We start from the raw sequence: 16977 nt of genomic DNA, 5'->3' as shown, positions 1-16977 counted from the left end.
CATAATCTCGCCCCGGGGGAGTAGGAGCCGACGGAACCGACTGTTTTCGGCCGACGTCGCACCAGGGGTGGAGGGCACACGATCATGCAGGGCACGGTCGACGGATTCAGCTACGGGCTCGTCACGCCGGTGGCCTCCTTTCTCATGGCCTGCCTCGGCGGCGCCCTCGGTCTGAGGTGCACCACCAGATCCCTCCGCCACCGCGACAGCTTCAAGGCGGGCTGGCTCGTCCTCGGCGCCACCTCGATCGGCACCGGCATCTGGACCATGCACTTCATCGCCATGATGGGCTTCTCGGTCCAGCAGGCGCCGGTCGACTACGACCGGCCCATCACCTTCGCCAGCCTGGGCGTCGCCGTCCTCATGGTCGGCATCGGCATCCTCATCGTCGGATACCGCGGGGCGACCGCCCTGACCCTGGTCACCGGCGGCACCATCACCGGTCTCGGGATCGCCACCATGCACTACCTGGGCATGGCCGGGATGCGCCTCCACGGCCGCGTCGAGTACGACACGGCGACCGTCGCCCTCTCCGTCGTCATCGCCGTCGTGGCCGCCACCACGGCCCTCTGGGCGGCCGTTTCCGTGCATGGATTTCTGGCCAGCCTCGGTGCGAGCCTGGTGATGGGCGTCGCCGTCAGTGGTATGCACTACACCGCCATGGCGGCCGTCACCGTCCACCTGAACGGCGCCGGGGCCCCGGGAGCCGCCACCGCCCCCGCCGCCTCGCTCCTCCTGCCGATGCTGATCGGCCCCGCGGTCTTCCTCATCCTGGCCGCCGTCGTCGTCATGTTCGACCCGCTGCTCGTGATGGGCGACCCCGAGTGGCGGCAGGCCCCGGCCCGGATCGTGCACCGCCCCGGCGTGCCCGCCCCGCGCCACGTGCCGACCCACTACGGCGAGCCCGCCGGACGGTCCGCCCGCCGCGCCACCCGCAGGGCCGCCGCGGTCCACGGCGTGCACCGCTCCCAGGACTGGTGAGGGGACGCCCGCCGGCCGGGCGGTGAGCCGATCGCCGCCCGAGTGTCGGTGCCGGGTCGTACGGTGGTTCCATGCGGCCCGTTTCCAAGATCGAACGTACGGTGGCGCCCTTCGAGGTCGTCAGCTCCTACCAGCCCAGCGGCGACCAGCCGACCGCCATCGCCGACCTCGAGCGGCGCGTCCGCGCGGGCGAGAAGGACGTCGTGCTCCTCGGTGCCACCGGCACCGGCAAGTCGGCGACCACCGCGTGGATGATCGAGAAGCTCCAGCGCCCCACCCTGGTGATGGCGCCGAACAAGACGCTGGCCGCCCAGCTGGCGAACGAGTTCCGCGAGCTCCTGCCGAACAACGCCGTCGAGTACTTCGTCTCGTACTACGACTACTACCAGCCCGAGGCGTACGTCCCGCAGTCGGACACCTACATCGAGAAGGACTCCTCCATCAACGAGGAGGTGGAGCGGCTCCGCCACTCCGCGACGAACTCCCTGCTCACCCGCAGGGACGTGGTCGTCGTCGCCTCCGTCTCCTGCATCTACGGCCTCGGCACGCCCCAGGAGTACGTGGACCGGATGGTCCCGCTCAAGGTCGGCGAGGAGATCGACCGCGACCAGCTGCTCCGCCGCTTCGTCGACATCCAGTACACCCGGAACGACCTGGCGTTCACCCGCGGCACCTTCCGGGTCCGCGGCGACACCATCGAGATCTTCCCGGTGTACGAGGAGCTCGCCGTCCGCATCGAGATGTTCGGCGACGAGATCGAGGCCCTCTCCACCCTCCACCCGCTCACCGGCGAGGTCATCAGCGAGGACGAGCAGCTGTACGTCTTCCCCGCCAGCCACTACGTCGCGGGGCCCGAGCGCATGGAGCGGGCCGTCAACGACATCGAGCGCGAGCTGGAGGGCCGCCTCGCCGAGCTGGACAAGCAGGGCAAGCACCTGGAGTCCCAGCGGCTGCGCATGAGGACCACGTACGACATCGAGATGATGCGCCAGATCGGCTCCTGCTCCGGCATCGAGAACTACTCGATGCACTTCGACGGACGCGAGCCCGGCTCCGCGCCCAACACCCTCCTCGACTACTTCCCCGAGGACTTCCTGCTCGTCATCGACGAGTCGCACGTCACCGTGCCGCAGATCGGCGCCATGTACGAGGGCGACGCCTCCCGCAAGCGGACCCTGGTCGACCACGGCTTCCGGCTCCCCTCGGCCCTCGACAACCGTCCGCTGAAGTGGGAGGAGTTCCAGGAGCGGATCGGCCAGACCGTCTACCTCTCCGCGACCCCCGGGACGTACGAGCTCTCGCGCGGCGACGGCTTCGTCGAGCAGATCATCCGCCCCACCGGCCTCGTCGACCCCGAGGTCGTCGTCAAGCCCACCGAGGGCCAGATCGACGACCTGGTCCACGAGATCCGGCTGCGCACCGAGCGGGATGAGCGGGTCCTCGTCACCACCCTCACCAAGAAGATGGCCGAGGACCTCACCGACTACTTCCTGGAGCTCGGCATCCAGGTGCGCTACCTGCACAGCGACGTCGACACCCTGCGCCGCATCGAGCTGCTGCGCGAGCTGCGCGCCGGCGAGTACGACGTCCTCGTCGGCATCAACCTCCTCCGGGAGGGCCTCGACCTCCCCGAGGTGTCCCTGGTCGCCATCCTCGACGCCGACAAGCAGGGCTTCCTGCGTTCCGGGACCTCCCTGATCCAGACCATCGGCCGCGCCGCGCGGAACGTGTCGGGCCAGGTCCACATGTACGCGGACCGGATCACCCCGGCGATGGAGCAGGCCATCGACGAGACCAACCGGCGCCGCGAGAAGCAGATCGCGTACAACACCGAGCGCGGCATCGACCCGCAGCCGCTCCGCAAGAAGATCAACGACATCGTGGCGACCATCGCGCGCGAGGAGGTCGACACCGAGGAGCTGCTCGGCACCGGCTACCGCCAGGGCAAGGAGGGCAAGGGCGCCAAGGCCCCCGTCCCCGCGCTCGCCGCGCACGGCGTTAAGGGCAAGGGCAGGGCGGGCTCCACCGTGGAGCTCGGGGACCGGCCCGCCAGCGAACTGGCCGCGATCATCGAGGAGATGACGGACCGGATGCGTGCCGCCGCCGCCGAGCTCCAGTTCGAGGTGGCCGCCCGGCTCCGCGACGAGGTGGGAGAGCTGAAGAAGGAGTTGCGCCAGATGAAGGAGGCGGGCCTCGCCTGACCGGAGGCGGTCCGGTGTGTTGCAAGACCGACACAAAACCGGACCGCCCCTCCGCGGTGTCGGTGACCCTGCGTAGGGTGCTGGACAACCGCACGCACCGGACAGCGGGCGCGGGGAACGCAACGAGAGGGGCACGCGCGTGACCGTGAACATGACCAAGGGTCAGGCCATCAGCCTGGAGAAGAAGGGCGGGGGCAGCCTCACCCAGGTGCGGATGGGGCTCGGCTGGCAGGCGGCGCCGCGCCGCGGTCTGTTCGGCTCGCGCACCCGCGAGATCGACCTGGACGCCTCGGCCGTGCTCTTCGCTGACAAGCAGCCGGTCGACGTGGTCTTCTTCCGGCACCTGGTCAGCGACGACGGCTCGGTCAAGCACACCGGCGACAACCTGGTGGGCGGCGCGGGGCAGGGCGGCGACGACGAGGCGATCCTCGTGGACCTGGAGCGGGTCCCGGTCCACATCGACCAGATCGTCTTCACGGTGAACTCCTTCACCGGCCAGACGTTCCAGGAGGTGCAGAACGCCTTCTGCCGGCTCGTCGACGAGACGAACGGGCAGGAGCTGGCGCGCTACACCCTCGACGGCGGCGGCCGCTACACCGCGCAGATCATGGCGAAGGTGCACCGGGCCGGCTCCGGCTGGCAGATGACCGCCCTGGGCAACCCGGCCAACGGCCGCACCTTCCAGGACCTGATGCCGGCGATCCTGCCGCACCTGTAGGCGGCCCGCGCACCACGCACCCACAGCTCCCGGAGGCAGCCGCCGCCGGGAGCTGTCCCGCATGATCCGTTCGGCGCCCTGATCCGGACGGCCCATGAACGACCCGTTTGAACCGCACCGGGACACGCGAATCCGCACCGGGGAAGCACCGAGGGGACAGAGTCGATGACGGCCGAGCTGGTCCGGGGACAGAACCACCCCCTGCCCGACACCCGCCTTGAGATCCGGGTGTCGGCCGGTCATCCGGTCCTCGCCGGAGCCACCCTCGGCGACGAGGGGGGCAGGGTCCCCGGCGCGGAGTGGATCGCCCACCCCGGCGCGCCCTCGCTTCCCGGCGTCGACGTCCCCGGGGCACCCGCCGCCGACCAGCGCCTCTCCGTCGACCTGGGCGCGATGCCCGGGACCGTCCACCGGATCTCGGTCCTCCTCGCGCTGACCGGGCACGGCGGAGCCGCCCGCTTCGGGGCCGTCGCCGCCCCCTTCGTCGCCGTCGCCGGACCCGACGGCACCGAGATCGCCACCTACACCATCACCGGACTCGACCGCGAGTCCGCCGTCGTCGCCTTGGAGCTCTACCGCCGCCAGGGCGCCTGGAAGGTCCGCGCGATGGGCCAGGGGTACGAGGGCGGGCTCGCCGACCTCCTCGGCGACCAGGGCCTGGAGCGCCCCGCCGACGCGGCCGCGGCGATCCTGGCGGCCGCCGCTCCGGAGGCCGCCCCCGCGGCGACCGCCCCGCGACCGCGCGCCCCCGAGCCGGAACGGGTACCCCTGCCCACGGCTCCCACGGCTCCCACGGCTCCCACGGCTCCTACGGCCCCGACGGCCCCGATCCCTCCGGCGGCCGGGGACCCCAGCCTCCCGGCCGCCCCGGCCCCGGCGGTCCCGGCCGGATCGGACCGCCCCACGCCCCTGGCCACCCCGGTCGTCCCGGCTCCCGCCGCCCCGGCGACCCCGGACCCCACACCTCCGCCCCCGCCGCTTCCGCAGGCCGTCTCCGATCCGACGCCGACCGTGCCGGTGACCCCGCCGTCGGGCACGGACACGGGCGCGCGGGCGCCGGGCGGCCCCATCGACTACTCCCACCCCCGCCGCAGGCCCGCCGCCGCGCCGGAGCCGCCGCGGACCCCGCCCCAGGCGCCGCCCGCGCCGGTCGCCGGGGACGCCTCCGGCTGGTCCATGGACGAGCGCCTGTACAACCAGGTGTGGGGGATGTTCGAGGACCTGGCCCGTACCGCCGCCGCCTACCGCAGCGCCTGCGACTTCGCGGAGTCCCGGCTCGACCGGGAGCTCGACCAGACGCTCTCCGACTACCGCGCCAGGAACGGGGGCGCGAACGACGCGGCCCGCGCGGCCGCCCGCGCCCGGCACGACGAGCTGGTGGACCGGGCCCGCGCGGTCCTCGACCGGGACCTCGCCCAGCTCGCTGCCGAGTCCGAGGTGGTCGAACCGGCCCTGCCTGCCGCCTACGCCCGCTGGGACAACCCCGTCTGGCACGCCTACCGGGTCCCGGCCGAGGAGCCGATGGCCGTCCGGCTCGGCGACCTCCACCTGCCCGAGCGCACCGAGCTGCGGATCCCCATGCTCGTCCGGCTGCCGCTGGAGCGGGGGCTGTGGGTGGACAGCGGGCGCGGCCACTCGGAGGCGGCCGGCCTCCTCGACGAGACCGAGCTGCGGCGGCTCGCCCTGGACAGCGCGGTCGCGCACGCGGCCCGGCTGCTCGCGGCGCACCCGGCGGGCGGCTTCGCCGTCCACGTCCTCGACGCGGCCGGGGCGGGCGCCGCGTCCCTCGCCCCGCTCGTGGAGTCGGACGTCCTGGCCGCCCCGCCGGCCCGGGGCGCGGCCGGCGTCTCCGCGGTCCTGGAGCAGCTCACCGAGCGGGTCGACCTGCTCCAGATGGCGCTGCGGGGCGGCGCGGCCGACGCGCTGCCGCCCGGCCTGGACACGGCCCGGCAGCTGCTGATCGTGCACGACTTCCCGCACGGCTTCGACGACCGGGCGGTCACCCGGCTCCGGTACCTCGCCGACGAGGGCCCCTCGGTCGGCGTCCACCTGCTGATGGTGGCGGACCGGGCGGACGCGGCCGCGTACGGGCCGCTGCTCGACCCGCTGTGGCGCTCGCTGCTGCGCCTCACGCCCGTCCCCGACGACCACCTCGCCGACCCGTGGGTGGGGCACGCCTGGTCGTACGAGCCGCCGGTGCTCCCGCCCGGCAGCCGGGTCCTGCGGCAGGTCCTCGCCCAAGTGGCGGAAGCCCGCCGGAGGAAGCGGTTCTGACCTGGCGTCTTGATGATCCTTTAGCCTCCCCTTTACCTTCTCTTGGTATTTCGGGTAGTGTTCTTCGCGCGGAGGGGAGTACTCCCCAAGCGCGGCGTGCCCGTCAGTACGGAGGGATCCCAGTGATCCGATCCCGGGGCGTCGGCCCGGCGGCGGCTCGTCCGTCGCCCGGGTGGAAGAGACCTCCGGCAGCGACGACGCTGATCAGTAGCCGTACGACGCCGGAGGCGCAATGGACGTTTCGACGACCCTGTGGGTCCTGACCATTCTCGGTCTGGGTGCCCTGATCGGTGCCGACTTCTTCATCGGGCGCAAGCCCCATGACGTGTCGGTCAAGGAAGCCGGCATCTGGACGATCGTCTGGATCGTCCTCGCCGTGCTCTTCGGACTCGGCCTGCTGTTCTTCGGCAGCGCCCAGTCCTCCGGCGAGTTCTTCGCCGGATACATCACCGAGAAGTCGCTCAGCGTCGACAACCTCTTCGTCTTCGTCCTGATCATGGCGAAGTTCTCGGTCCCCTCGCACCTCCAGCAGCGCGTGCTGCTGATCGGCGTCCTGATCGCCCTGGTGCTCCGCGCGATCTTCATCGCCGCCGGTGCCGCGATCATCGCGAGCTTCTCCTGGGTCTTCTACATCTTCGGCGCGTTCCTGATCTACACCGCCTGGAAGCTCATCCAGGAGGCGCGCGCCGACGAGGAGGAGGACGAGTTCGAGGAGAACCGCCTCCTCAAGAGCGTCGAGAAGAAGTTCGGCGTCGCCGACCGGTACCACGGCACCAAGCTCTTCATCCGGGTCAACGGCAAGCGGGTGCTGACCCCGCTGATGGTGGTCATGCTCGCCATCGGCACCACCGACATCCTCTTCGCCCTCGACTCCATCCCGGCGATCTTCGGCCTCACCCAGGACCCGTACATCGTCTTCACCGCCAACGCCTTCGCCCTCATGGGTCTGCGACAGCTGTACTTCCTGATCGGCGGCCTGCTCAAGAAGCTGGTCCACCTCAGCTACGGCCTGTCGGTGATCCTCGGCTTCATCGGCGTCAAGCTGGTGCTGCACGCCCTGCACGAGTCCGGGGTGCACGTCCCGGAGATCTCCATTCCGGTCTCCCTCGCGGTCATCTGCGGTGTTCTGATCATCACCACGATCACCAGCCTGATCGCCTCCAAGCGACAGGCCGAGCGGGAGGCCGCCCAGAGCGTGGCCGACGCCGACGGCACCGAGAAGGACAGCATCGGCGCCTGACGCGGCACACACGGCGACGGCCGGCCCGGGACCCCCTCCCCGGTCGGCCTTCGCCGTTTCCGGACCCTCTTCCGGACAAAGCCTCCTCCCGGACAGGGCCCCCTCCCGGACGCGCCTCCTAGACGGTCGCGGGCTCCTTCACCGCCGTGCGCGCCGGCAGGGTCTCCGGGAGGAGCGCGAAGCAGCCCAGGCTGACCAGGGCCACCAGGGTCAGATACGCCGCCACGCCCCACGGCGGACCCGAACCGCCCTCGGAGAGCGCGGTGGCCGCGAGCGGGGTCAGGGCGCCGCCGAGGACACCCGCGAGGTTGTAGCCGACGGCCGCGCCCGTACAGCGGACCCGGGGCTCGTACAGCTCCGGCAGGTACGCGGCGACCACCGCGAACATCGTGATGAAGGCCAGCAGCGCGCCCACGAAGCCGAGGAACATCAGCGGCGGCCGCGCGGTGTGCAGCAGCGCCACCATCGGGAACATCCAGAGCGCGCAACCCGCGCACCCGGCCAGACAGAGCGTCCGGCGGCCCCAGCGGTCGGCGAGGAGCGCCACGAACGGGGTGGCCGCCCCCATCACCGCCACCGCCGCCATCACGCAGCCCAGCATCACCGGACCGCTCAGGCCGAGCCGCCCGGTGCCGTAGGCCAGGGCCCAGGTGGAGACCGCGTAGAAGACGGCGTACCCGACCGCCAGGGCCCCCGCCGTCAGCAGCACGAGCCGCCAGTGGTTCCGGACGACCTCGGCCAGCGGGGCGCCCGCGCGCCGCCCGGACGCGGACAGCTCCTCGAACTGCGGGGTCTCCGCGAGCGAGGAGCGCAGCAGCAGCCCGCCCGCCGCGAGCAGCCCCGCCGCCCAGAACGGCACCCGCCAGCCCCAGGAGCGGAACTCCGCGTCGCTCAGCCCGGCCGTGAGCCCCAGCATCACCCCGTTCGCCAGGAGGAAGCCGACCGCCGGGCCGATCTGCGGGAAGCTCGCCCACAGCGCGCGCCGGTGCTCCGGGGCGTGCTCGGCGGTGAGCAGCACCGCCCCGCCCCACTCGCCGCCCAGACCGAGCCCCTGGAGGAAGCGGAGGAGGAGCAGCAGCACGGGGGCGGCGATGCCGAGCGTCGCGTACGTGGGGAGGCAGCCGACCGCGACCGTGGCGCAGCCGGTCAGGAGCAGCGAGGCGAAGAGGACCGGGCGCCGGCCGTACCGGTCGCCGACGTGGCCGAAGAGGACCGAGCCGAGCGGCCGGGCCACGAAGCCGACGGCGAAGGTGCCGAAGGCGGCCAGGGTCCCGGCGAGCGGGGAGAAGGTCGGGAAGAAGAGCGGGCCCAGGACGAGGGCGGCGGCGGTCCCGTAGACGTAGAAGTCGAAGAACTCGATGGCGGTGCCGACGAGCGAGGCGGCGGCGATCCGGCCCATCGAGGGGCCGGGGGAAGGCGACGGAGAGTGACGGCGGTACATGTCCCGCGATCTACCCGCCGATCACCCCCGCTACGGGGGCGTGCGGGAGCGCGCCGCTGGTGGGGCGCGCGCCCTCCGTCCGCCCTCGGATCACCAGCCCCGCTCGCGCCACTCCGCGAGGTGGGGGCGCTCGTCACCGAGCGTGGTGTCCTTGCCGTGGCCCGGATAGACCCAGGACTCGTCCGGGAGGGCCTCGAAGAGCTTGGTCTCCACGTCGTGGAGCAGGCTCGCGAAGGCCTCCGGGTCCTGGCGGGTGTTGCCCACGCCGCCGGGGAAGAGGCAGTCGCCGGTGAAGACGTGGGGGTGGCCGTGCGGGTCGTCGTAGACGAGGGCGATCGAGCCCGGGGTGTGGCCGACGAGCCTGCGGGCGGTCAGCTCGACCCGGCCCACCCGGATCGTGTCGCCGTCCTCGACGGGCACGTCGGTCGCGACCGGGATGCCCTCCGCGTCGTACGCGCCCGCGTAGGTACGGGCACCGGTCGCGGCGACCACCTCGGCCAGGGCCTGCCAGTGGTCGCCGTGCCGGTGGGTGGTGACGACGGCGCCGATGCCGTCGTCACCGATCAGCGTGAGCAGGGTGCCGGCCTCGTTCGCCGCGTCGATCAGCAGCTGCTCGCCGGTCGCCCGACAGCGCAGCAGATAGGCGTTGTTGTCCATCGGGCCGACCGCGACCTTCGAGATCATCAGGTCCGCCAGCTCGTGCACGTCCGCAGGGCCGCCGACCTTCACCACTCCGCTGTACGTCATGCGCTCAGCCTATAGCGGGGGGAGGTCCGGGAGGCCGTCGCCGGAGAGGACGACGAGGTGGGCGCCCTCGTCGCCGCGGCCGGACAGCCAGCCGAGCAGTTCGGGTCCGGTGCCCGCGAGGACGACGGGAGTACCCTCGGTCCCTCCGGTGCGCCAGACGGGCCCCGTCCCGTCGTGACCGAGCCGGAGGGTCACCGGGGGCACCTCCGGGCGTCCCGACCACCGGTCGGCCAGGAACTCGACCTCCCGCAGGACGAACTCCTCCGGCAGGTCGTCCAGGCCGTATCCGGCGCCCAGGTCGACGTGGTGCAGTTCCACCTCCACCCAGCGGCGGAAGGGGACCCGGGAGGCGCTGTCGGTGACGCCGTTGCGCAGCTCGACCGTCCGACTCCAGTCGGCGGGCTTCTCGCACACCGCCCGCAGCCGCTCCGCGCTCTCGCGCACGTCGGCGAGCTGCTCGGCGAGCGGGCGGTACGCGTCGCGCTCGATGTCGGCCTCGCGGGTCGCGGCGTCCGTGTACATGGGGCGGCCCTCGAAGACGTTCACCAGGGCGTCGGCGTTGCGGGCGAGGTGGGCGAGGACATGGCCGCGGGTCCAGCCCGGAAGCCGTGACGGCTCGGCCGTCGCGGCGTTGTCCCAAGAGGCGGCGGCGTCCAGGAGCCGATCGGTCGCCTCTTGCAGGGAAACAAGGTCACGCTCGTGATCGATCATGGCGCCGACCCTAGCGCCGACCGGCCCGGACCACTCGTTCGGGTGAAGCGGTCTCCGGAAGACCAGAAATCGAATGTACGTGCTATACGCTCGATGGAAGCATCCGGCGTCCCCGGTTGTTGGTGTGTAGGCACATCCGCTCTCTCAAGAAAGGTGCGGACCGGCGTGGCCGACCGTCTCATCGTCCGTGGCGCTCGCGAGCACAACCTCAAGAACGTCTCCCTCGATCTCCCGCGTGACTCCCTCATCGTCTTCACCGGGCTCTCGGGGTCGGGCAAGTCCTCCCTCGCGTTCGACACGATCTTCGCCGAGGGGCAGCGCCGGTACGTCGAGTCGCTCTCCTCGTACGCCCGGCAGTTCCTCGGCCAGATGGACAAGCCGGACGTCGACTTCATCGAAGGTCTGTCGCCCGCCGTCTCCATCGACCAGAAGTCGACCTCGCGCAACCCGCGCTCGACGGTCGGCACCATCACGGAGGTCTACGACTACCTCCGCCTGCTCTTCGCGCGCATCGGCAAGCCGCACTGTCCCGAGTGCCACCGTCCCATCTCGCGCCAGTCGCCGCAGGCCATCGTCGACAAGGTCCTGGAGCTCCCCGAGGGCAGCCGCTTCCAGGTGCTCTCCCCGCTCGTGCGCGAGCGCAAGGGCGAGTTCGTCGACCTCTTCGCCGACCTCCAGACCAAGGGCTACAGCCGCGCCCGGGTCGACGGCACGACCGTGCAGCTCAGCGAGCCGCCGACGCTCAAGAAGCAGGAGAAGCACACCATCGAGGTGGTCATCGACCGCCTCACCGTCAAGGACAGCGCCAAGCGCCGGCTCACCGACTCCGTCGAGACCGCGCTCGGACTCTCCGGCGGCATGGTCGTGCTCGACTTCGTCGACCTCCCCGAGGACGACCCCGAGCGCGAGCGGATGTACTCGGAGCACCTCTACTGCCCGTACGACGACCTCTCCTTCGAGGAGCTGGAGCCGCGCTCCTTCTCCTTCAACTCGCCCTTCGGCGCCTGCCCGGACTGCACCGGCATCGGCACCCGCATGGAGGTCGACCCGGAGCTGATCGTCCCCGACGAGGACAAGTCCCTCGACGAGGGCGCCATCCACCCCTGGTCGCACGGCCACACCAAGGAGTACTTCGGCCGGCTCATCGGCGGCCTCTCCCAGGCCCTCGGCTTCCGCACCGACATCCCGTACGCGGGGCTGCCGCAGCGCGCCAAGAAGGCGCTGATGTACGGCCACAAGACGCAGGTCGAGGTCCGCTACCGGAACCGGTACGGGCGGGAGCGGGCGTACACCACCCCGGCCTTCGAGGGTGCCGTCCCCTTCGTCAAGCGGCGCCACACCGAGGCCGAGAGCGACTCCAGCCGCGAGCGCTTCGAGGGCTACATGCGCGAGGTGCCCTGTCCCACCTGCGAGGGGACCCGGCTGAAGCCGATCGTCCTCGCGGTCACGGTCATGGACAAGTCCATCGCCGAGGTCTCCGCGATGTCCATCAGCGACTGCGCCGAGTTCCTCTCCCGGCTCACCCTCAGCGCCCGCGACAAGAAGATCGCCGAGCGGGTCCTCAAGGAGGTCAACGAGCGGCTGCGCTTCCTCGTCGACGTCGGCCTCGACTACCTCTCGCTCAACCGGGCCGCGGGGACGCTCTCCGGCGGCGAGGCCCAGCGCATCCGGCTCGCCACCCAGATCGGCTCCGGCCTGGTCGGCGTGCTCTACGTGCTCGACGAGCCCTCCATCGGCCTCCACCAGCGCGACAACCACCGGCTGATCGAGACCCTGGTGCGGCTCCGGGACATGGGCAACACGCTCATCGTCGTCGAGCACGACGAGGACACCATCAAGGTCGCCGACTGGGTCGTGGACATCGGCCCCGGCGCCGGCGAGCACGGCGGCAAGGTCGTCCACTCCGGCTCCCTGAAGGAGCTCCTCGCCAACGAGGAGTCGATGACCGGGCAGTACCTGTCCGGCCGCAGGTCGATCGTCACCCCGGACGTCCGCCGGCCGGTGGACCCCGAGCGGCGGCTCACCGTGCACGGGGCCCGCGAGAACAACCTGCGGGACATCGACGTCTCCTTCCCGCTCGGCGTCCTCACCGCCGTCACCGGCGTCTCGGGCTCCGGCAAGTCGACCCTGGTCAACGACATCCTCTACACCCACCTGGCGCGCGAGCTGAACGGCGCCAAGTCGGTGCCCGGGCGGCACACGCGCGTGGACGGCGACGAGCTCGTCGACAAGGTCGTGCACGTCGACCAGTCCCCGATCGGCCGCACCCCGCGGTCGAACCCGGCGACCTACACCGGCGTCTTCGACCACGTCCGCAGGCTCTTCGCCGAGACGATGGAGGCCAAGGTCCGGGGCTACCTGCCCGGCCGCTTCTCCTTCAACGTCAAGGGCGGCCGCTGCGAGAACTGCTCCGGCGACGGCACGATCAAGATCGAGATGAACTTCCTCCCGGACGTCTACGTCCCGTGCGAGGTCTGCCACGGCGACCGGTACAACCGGGAGACCCTGGAGGTCCACTACAAGGGCAAGTCCATCGCCGAAGTCCTGAACATGCCGATCGAGGAGGCCCTCGACTTCTTCGAGGCCGTCCCGACCATCGCCCGTCACCTGCGCACCCTGACCGAGGTCGGCCTCGGCTACGTCCGCCTCGGGCAGTCGGCGCCGACGCTCTCCGGCGGCGAGGCGCAGCGCGTCAAGCTCGCCTCCGAGCTCCAGAAGCGCTCCACGGGCCGCACGGTCTACGTCCTGGACGAGCCGACCACCGGTCTGCACTTCGAGGACATCTCGAAGCTGATCAAGGTCCTCTCCGGGCTGGTCGACAAGGGGAACTCGGTGATCGTCATCGAGCACAACCTCGACGTCATCAAGACCGCGGACTGGGTCGTCGACATGGGGCCTGAGGGCGGCAGCGGCGGTGGCGTGGTCGTCGCCGAGGGCACGCCGGAGGAGGTCGCCTCGGTCCCGGCGAGCCACACCGGCAAGTTCCTCCGCGAGGTCCTCGGCGCCGACCGGATCAGCGATGCGGCGATCCCGGCGGCGCGCGGCACGAAGAGGACGGCGACGAAGAAGACGGCGGCGGCGGCGAAGAAGGCCGCCTCGGCGAAGAAGACGGCCGCCACCAAGACGGCCGCCACCAAGACAGCCGCCACCAAGACGGCCGCGACCAAGGCGACCGCGACCAAGGCCGCCGCCAAGAAGACGGCGACCCGCGCCCGCAAGGCCTGACCCGCCCCCGGCAGGGCCCCGCCCCGGGCCCTGCCCCCCGACACGCCCCCGCGCACGGACCCCGCCCCACCGGCGGACTCCGTGCCGGGGGCTTCGGCGTGCCCCGTGCACGGGCTTCCTCCCGCACCGGCCCATCGGCGGAGCCCCCGCAGGGCCCCCGCCGCTCAGGCCCGGGAGACGCCGGTATCGTCGGTTCGGTCACCGCTGGGGTGTCTTGTCCCCGATCTCACCGTGGAGCGCTCATGTCCGGCCAGTCCAGCCGTCGCACCGTACTGAAAGGCGCCGCCCTCGCCGGTGCCGCCGGGCTGGGGGTCGCCGCCTGCTCCACCGAGTCCAAGCTCGGCCACGCCGAGGTCCCGACCCCGACCGCCCCGGTCTCCCTCGGCTCCCCCGACGAGGTCCCGGTCGGCGGCTCCAAGCTCTACCGCGAGCAGCGCCTCGTGGTGAGCTGCCCCGCCGAGGGCCAGTACAAGGCCTTCAGCGCCCAGTGCACCCACGCGGGCTGCGTCCTCGACAAGGTCGAGGCGAACGAGGGCAACTGCCCCTGCCACGGCAGCCGCTTCGACGTGACGACCGGCAAGGCGCTCCGGGGCCCGGCCACCGTCCCGCTCCCCGCGGTCCCGATCCGCGTCGAGGGCGGCGAGCTCGTCGCCGGGCCCGAGGCCTGACGGAACGGCCTGACGGAACCGGCGGACGGCCGGGCGGTTCAGGACCAGTCCCAGTCGATCCCCAGGATCCCCGGACGCACCCCCTGCTCCACCAGGTGCACCGTGCGGTGCCGGCCGCTCAGGGTCAGCTCCGCACGGCCGCCCCGCGGCGCCCCCGCCGAGGTCTGCGCGAACCTCCGGCACCGCACCGGAAGCGCCGCCTCGTCGAAGCGCACCTGGAGCACGTACTGCCCGCCCGCGAAGCTGAACCCGCGCACGTACTCCCCGCTCGCCCCCGCCGTACCGTCCTCGAAGCCGTACGAGAAGAGGTACGTGTCCCCGGCCCGCAGCCGTGCGTCGAAGAGCAGCTCCGCGACCAGCACCCCCGTCCCCGCGTGCCACCGCACCCGCCCGGTCCGGCAGTTCTCCACCGCCCGCACCACCACCCGCGACGGATCGCAGCCCGGGTCCCCGTGGTGGATCGCCAGATAGCGGTCCACCCCGTCCCGGTGCGCCCGCACCACGTGCTGGGACTCGCGCCCCACCAGCTCCCGCCCCGCCCCGATCCGCACCCGCTCGTGGTGTCCCACCGTGTGCAGCCCCCCGTCCGTCGGGCATTCGAGCTCCGCGAGCAGCTCCTCGACCGAGCCGGACGCCTCCACCAGCGACCGGTACGAGCGGCCCGCCGGGCGCTCCACCTCGGACCGGGCGGCCGCGTCCCCCGACAGGAGCCGGAGGAGCGAGTTCCCCGGGAGCTGGAGCACCTCCTCCAGGGCCCGTACGGCCTTCAGGGACTCCGGCCGCTGCGGCCGACGGGCGCCCTGCTGCCAGTAGCTCAGGCTCGTCACCCCGACCCTGACGCCCCGGTGCGCCAGATGGTGCTGGACCCGCTGGAGCGGCAGCCCGCGCACGGCGAGCGCGGTGCGCAGCGCCAGATGGAAGGGACCGGTGTGCAGCAGCTGCGCAAGATCGGCCTCGGTGTGGCTCACGAGGACTCCTCGGTGAACGTTCACGGTGGGGGAGCGGACCGTCGCACCGCCGGGGACGAGCGGGCAGGTGGGCCGGGGGCGTCCGTTCACACCCGGGTCACACCGTTCACAGTCCGATGTCATCCCGCATTGAAGCGTGTTGACCCGGACCGGACAACGGCAGATGCTCCTGACCAGCGTCCGGACGCGCTCCTCCACACCCCCACCCCACCCGGGAGGAACGCGATGCGCAGAAGGAAACTGAACCTCGCGGCACTCGCCGCAGCCGCCCTCTTCCTCGTCCCCACCACCTCGGCGTCCGCCGCGCCGGCCGGTGAGGACGCCTCCGCCCTCGCCGCCAAGCGCCTGAACATCACCATGCAGGCCCAGCAGAAGACCAACTGGTGCTGGGCGGCGGCCGGCAACACCATCGCCACCTGGTTCGGCCGCGGCTACAGCCAGAACCAGTTCTGCAACGCCGCCTTCAACCGCCAGCAGGGCTACGACTGCCCCAACAACCAGGCCACCCTCGGCAACGTCCAGACCGGCCTGAGCTGGGCCGGCGTCCGCCCCGGCTCGTACGTCACCGGCTGGCTGCGCTACCCCACCGTGCAGACCGAGATCAACGCCGACCGGCCCATCGAGACCCGCATCCAGTGGTCGAGCGGCGGCGGGCACATGCACGTGCTCTACGGCTACGACGACGCGAGCAGCTGGGTCTACTGGGGCGACCCCTGGCCCTCCAGCGACCGCTACAACTGGGCCTCGCACGCCTGGTACGTCAACAACAACTCGTTCTCCTGGACCCACTCGCTCTACCGGATCGGGGCGTGACCACCGTGCTCACCGTGACCACGACACGCGCGCGTGCCACCGCCGCCGGTCTCCTGACCGCCGCCGCCCTCGTCGCCCTCGGAACCCTCCCGGCGGCCGCCGCCGAGGGCCTGCCGTCGGCCTCCACCCCCGAGCGGGCCGCCTCCGCACCGGGGACCCTGGACACCCTGTCCCGGTTCTTCGCCAGTGACGGGGCCGGGGCTCCGGCGACGGCCGCCCGTGCGGCGGGCGCCCCGCGGATCGAGGGCGCCTCCGTGCCCGTCCGGATCCTCTCTCCGGACTTCGTCGCCGGGAAGGCCGGGGCGCCGGTCGCCCGCGTCGAGTTCCGCGCCAGCCTGGCCGTCGCCCCGGACGGCCGGAAGGCCTCCCTGTGGACCGTCGAGGGCGCGGACGGCTGGCAGGTGGTGAACATCGCCACCGGCGACGACGAGATCCGGTACGCGGAGCGGGGCGGGCGCCTGCTGCCCGGCGGCCTCGTCTTCCGCGAGCCGCAGATCGACGCCTGGTACGTCCAGAAGGGGGCGAAGGTGCTCCCGCTGGACGAGGACGCGGTGCGGGCCGTCGGGAAGAACGGGACGAACCTCGCCGCGTACCGGGAGCGGGTCGCCCGGGCGTACGGCGACAAGCTCCCCGGCTCCGCCTACGCGAAGAAGGGCGCGGCGGGCGGGTACGGGCCGCAGGAGGCCCCGGGACAGGAAGCCGCCGCGCCGGCGGCTCCCGCGCCCCAGGCCGCCCAGACGTCCCGTACGGACGCCTCCGGGGGGTCCGCCGCCACCGTGGCCGGCGTGGGCGCCGCCCTGGCCCTCGCCCTGACGGCCGGCACCGCGATACGCCGCCGCCGGGCGCCCCGGAGCGGCCCGGCGGCCTGACCCGGGGCCGGTCCCGGGCCTGGCCCGACGACCCGTCCGGTCACGGCCCGGCGGCCCGGACCCGGGGCCCGCCTCGGGCGTCGCCCGGGCTCCGGGCCCGATCCCGGCTCCGGGTCCTGGG

At 72.4% G+C, this 16977-nt stretch carries 13 protein-coding genes; 9 read left to right on the top strand and 4 right to left on the bottom strand.

Annotation, left to right across the window (positions count from 1 at the left end; genetic code table 11):
* Positions 1 to 84: 84 nt before the first annotated feature.
* The 5 genes from ACIQD7_RS12045 to ACIQD7_RS12025 all read left to right on the top strand — a co-directional run bounded on the left by ACIQD7_RS12045 (position 85) and on the right by ACIQD7_RS12025 (position 7414).
* On the top strand, positions 85 to 981 hold the full coding sequence (locus ACIQD7_RS12045) for an MHYT domain-containing protein (protein WP_402441477.1): 897 nt from the start codon (positions 85 to 87) through the stop codon (positions 979 to 981).
* A 71-nt stretch (positions 982 to 1052) separates the two neighbouring features.
* Positions 1053 to 3182 (top strand): excinuclease ABC subunit UvrB, encoded by a 2130-nt coding sequence (uvrB, locus tag ACIQD7_RS12040; protein ID WP_121833957.1) that lies wholly within the window; start codon positions 1053 to 1055, stop codon positions 3180 to 3182.
* 139 nt (positions 3183 to 3321) lie between these two features.
* Positions 3322 to 3900, top strand: coding sequence for a TerD family protein (locus ACIQD7_RS12035; protein ID WP_121833958.1), 579 nt, complete (start codon positions 3322 to 3324; stop codon positions 3898 to 3900).
* 165 nt (positions 3901 to 4065) lie between these two features.
* The gene (locus ACIQD7_RS12030) at positions 4066 to 6174 is read left to right on the top strand and encodes a TerD family protein (RefSeq protein WP_402441476.1); all 2109 of its coding nucleotides are present in this window, start codon (positions 4066 to 4068) and stop codon (positions 6172 to 6174) included.
* A 232-nt stretch (positions 6175 to 6406) separates the two neighbouring features.
* The gene (locus ACIQD7_RS12025) at positions 6407 to 7414 is read left to right on the top strand and encodes a TerC/Alx family metal homeostasis membrane protein (RefSeq protein WP_121833295.1); all 1008 of its coding nucleotides are present in this window, start codon (positions 6407 to 6409) and stop codon (positions 7412 to 7414) included.
* A gap of 118 nt (positions 7415 to 7532) precedes the next feature.
* On the opposite strand, the gene ACIQD7_RS12020 is transcribed toward ACIQD7_RS12025, so the two are convergent.
* The 3 genes from ACIQD7_RS12020 to ACIQD7_RS12010 all read right to left on the bottom strand — a co-directional run bounded on the left by ACIQD7_RS12020 (position 7533) and on the right by ACIQD7_RS12010 (position 10313).
* Positions 7533 to 8813 (bottom strand): MFS transporter, encoded by a 1281-nt coding sequence (locus ACIQD7_RS12020; RefSeq protein WP_161371544.1) that lies wholly within the window; start codon positions 8811 to 8813, stop codon positions 7533 to 7535.
* Between the two features lie 132 nt (positions 8814 to 8945).
* Positions 8946 to 9602 carry an MBL fold metallo-hydrolase gene (locus ACIQD7_RS12015; protein ID WP_402441475.1) on the bottom strand — a complete coding sequence of 219 codons (657 nt, stop codon included), beginning with the start codon at positions 9600 to 9602 and terminating at the stop codon, positions 8946 to 8948.
* 9 nt (positions 9603 to 9611) lie between these two features.
* The gene (locus ACIQD7_RS12010; RefSeq protein ID WP_402441474.1) at positions 9612 to 10313 is read right to left on the bottom strand and encodes a maleylpyruvate isomerase family mycothiol-dependent enzyme; all 702 of its coding nucleotides are present in this window, start codon (positions 10311 to 10313) and stop codon (positions 9612 to 9614) included.
* 165 nt (positions 10314 to 10478) lie between these two features.
* Between ACIQD7_RS12010 and uvrA the strand changes: the two genes are divergently transcribed.
* Both uvrA and ACIQD7_RS12000 read left to right on the top strand, forming a co-directional pair.
* A complete protein-coding gene (gene uvrA, locus ACIQD7_RS12005; protein WP_402441473.1) occupies positions 10479 to 13538 on the top strand; it encodes an excinuclease ABC subunit UvrA in 3060 nt (1019 codons plus the stop codon).
* Positions 13539 to 13780: 242 nt separating this feature from the next.
* Positions 13781 to 14206, top strand: coding sequence for a Rieske (2Fe-2S) protein (locus ACIQD7_RS12000; RefSeq protein WP_121833291.1), 426 nt, complete (start codon positions 13781 to 13783; stop codon positions 14204 to 14206).
* Positions 14207 to 14244: 38 nt separating this feature from the next.
* On the opposite strand, the gene ACIQD7_RS11995 is transcribed toward ACIQD7_RS12000, so the two are convergent.
* A complete protein-coding gene (locus ACIQD7_RS11995; RefSeq protein WP_383402809.1) occupies positions 14245 to 15174 on the bottom strand; it encodes a hypothetical protein in 930 nt (309 codons plus the stop codon).
* Between the two features lie 225 nt (positions 15175 to 15399).
* Between ACIQD7_RS11995 and ACIQD7_RS11990 the strand changes: the two genes are divergently transcribed.
* Positions 15400 to 15987, top strand: a complete 588-nt coding sequence (locus ACIQD7_RS11990) for a papain-like cysteine protease family protein (RefSeq protein WP_121833289.1) — start codon at positions 15400 to 15402, stop codon at positions 15985 to 15987.
* Between the two features lie 14 nt (positions 15988 to 16001).
* On the top strand, positions 16002 to 16856 hold the full coding sequence (locus tag ACIQD7_RS11985; RefSeq protein ID WP_402441472.1) for a hypothetical protein: 855 nt from the start codon (positions 16002 to 16004) through the stop codon (positions 16854 to 16856).
* The last annotated feature ends 121 nt before the right edge of the window (positions 16857 to 16977 follow it).

The organism is Streptomyces sp. NPDC093071 (assembly GCF_044754545.1).
Lineage (GTDB): Bacteria > Actinomycetota > Actinomycetes > Streptomycetales > Streptomycetaceae > Streptomyces.
Note: the sequence above shows the minus strand (reverse complement) of the source record. Positions and strands in the feature narration are given on the sequence as shown.

What these genes read in the sequence shown, in the direction of transcription:
- ACIQD7_RS12045 (WP_402441477.1), top strand. Translation starts at nt 85, where the DNA reads ATGCAGGGCACGGTCGACGGATTCAGCTACGGGCTCGTCACGCCGGTG.
- uvrB (WP_121833957.1), top strand. Translation starts at nt 1,053, where the DNA reads ATGCGGCCCGTTTCCAAGATCGAACGTACGGTGGCGCCCTTCGAGGTC.
- ACIQD7_RS12030 (WP_402441476.1), top strand. Translation starts at nt 4,066, where the DNA reads ATGACGGCCGAGCTGGTCCGGGGACAGAACCACCCCCTGCCCGACACC.
- ACIQD7_RS12025 (WP_121833295.1), top strand. Translation starts at nt 6,407, where the DNA reads ATGGACGTTTCGACGACCCTGTGGGTCCTGACCATTCTCGGTCTGGGT.
- ACIQD7_RS12020 (WP_161371544.1), bottom strand. Translation starts at nt 8,813, where the DNA reads ATGGGCCGGATCGCCGCCGCCTCGCTCGTCGGCACCGCCATCGAGTTC.
- ACIQD7_RS12015 (WP_402441475.1), bottom strand. Translation starts at nt 9,602, where the DNA reads ATGACGTACAGCGGAGTGGTGAAGGTCGGCGGCCCTGCGGACGTGCAC.
- ACIQD7_RS12010 (WP_402441474.1), bottom strand. Translation starts at nt 10,313, where the DNA reads ATGATCGATCACGAGCGTGACCTTGTTTCCCTGCAAGAGGCGACCGAT.
- ACIQD7_RS12000 (WP_121833291.1), top strand. Translation starts at nt 13,781, where the DNA reads ATGTCCGGCCAGTCCAGCCGTCGCACCGTACTGAAAGGCGCCGCCCTC.
- ACIQD7_RS11990 (WP_121833289.1), top strand. Translation starts at nt 15,400, where the DNA reads ATGCGCAGAAGGAAACTGAACCTCGCGGCACTCGCCGCAGCCGCCCTC.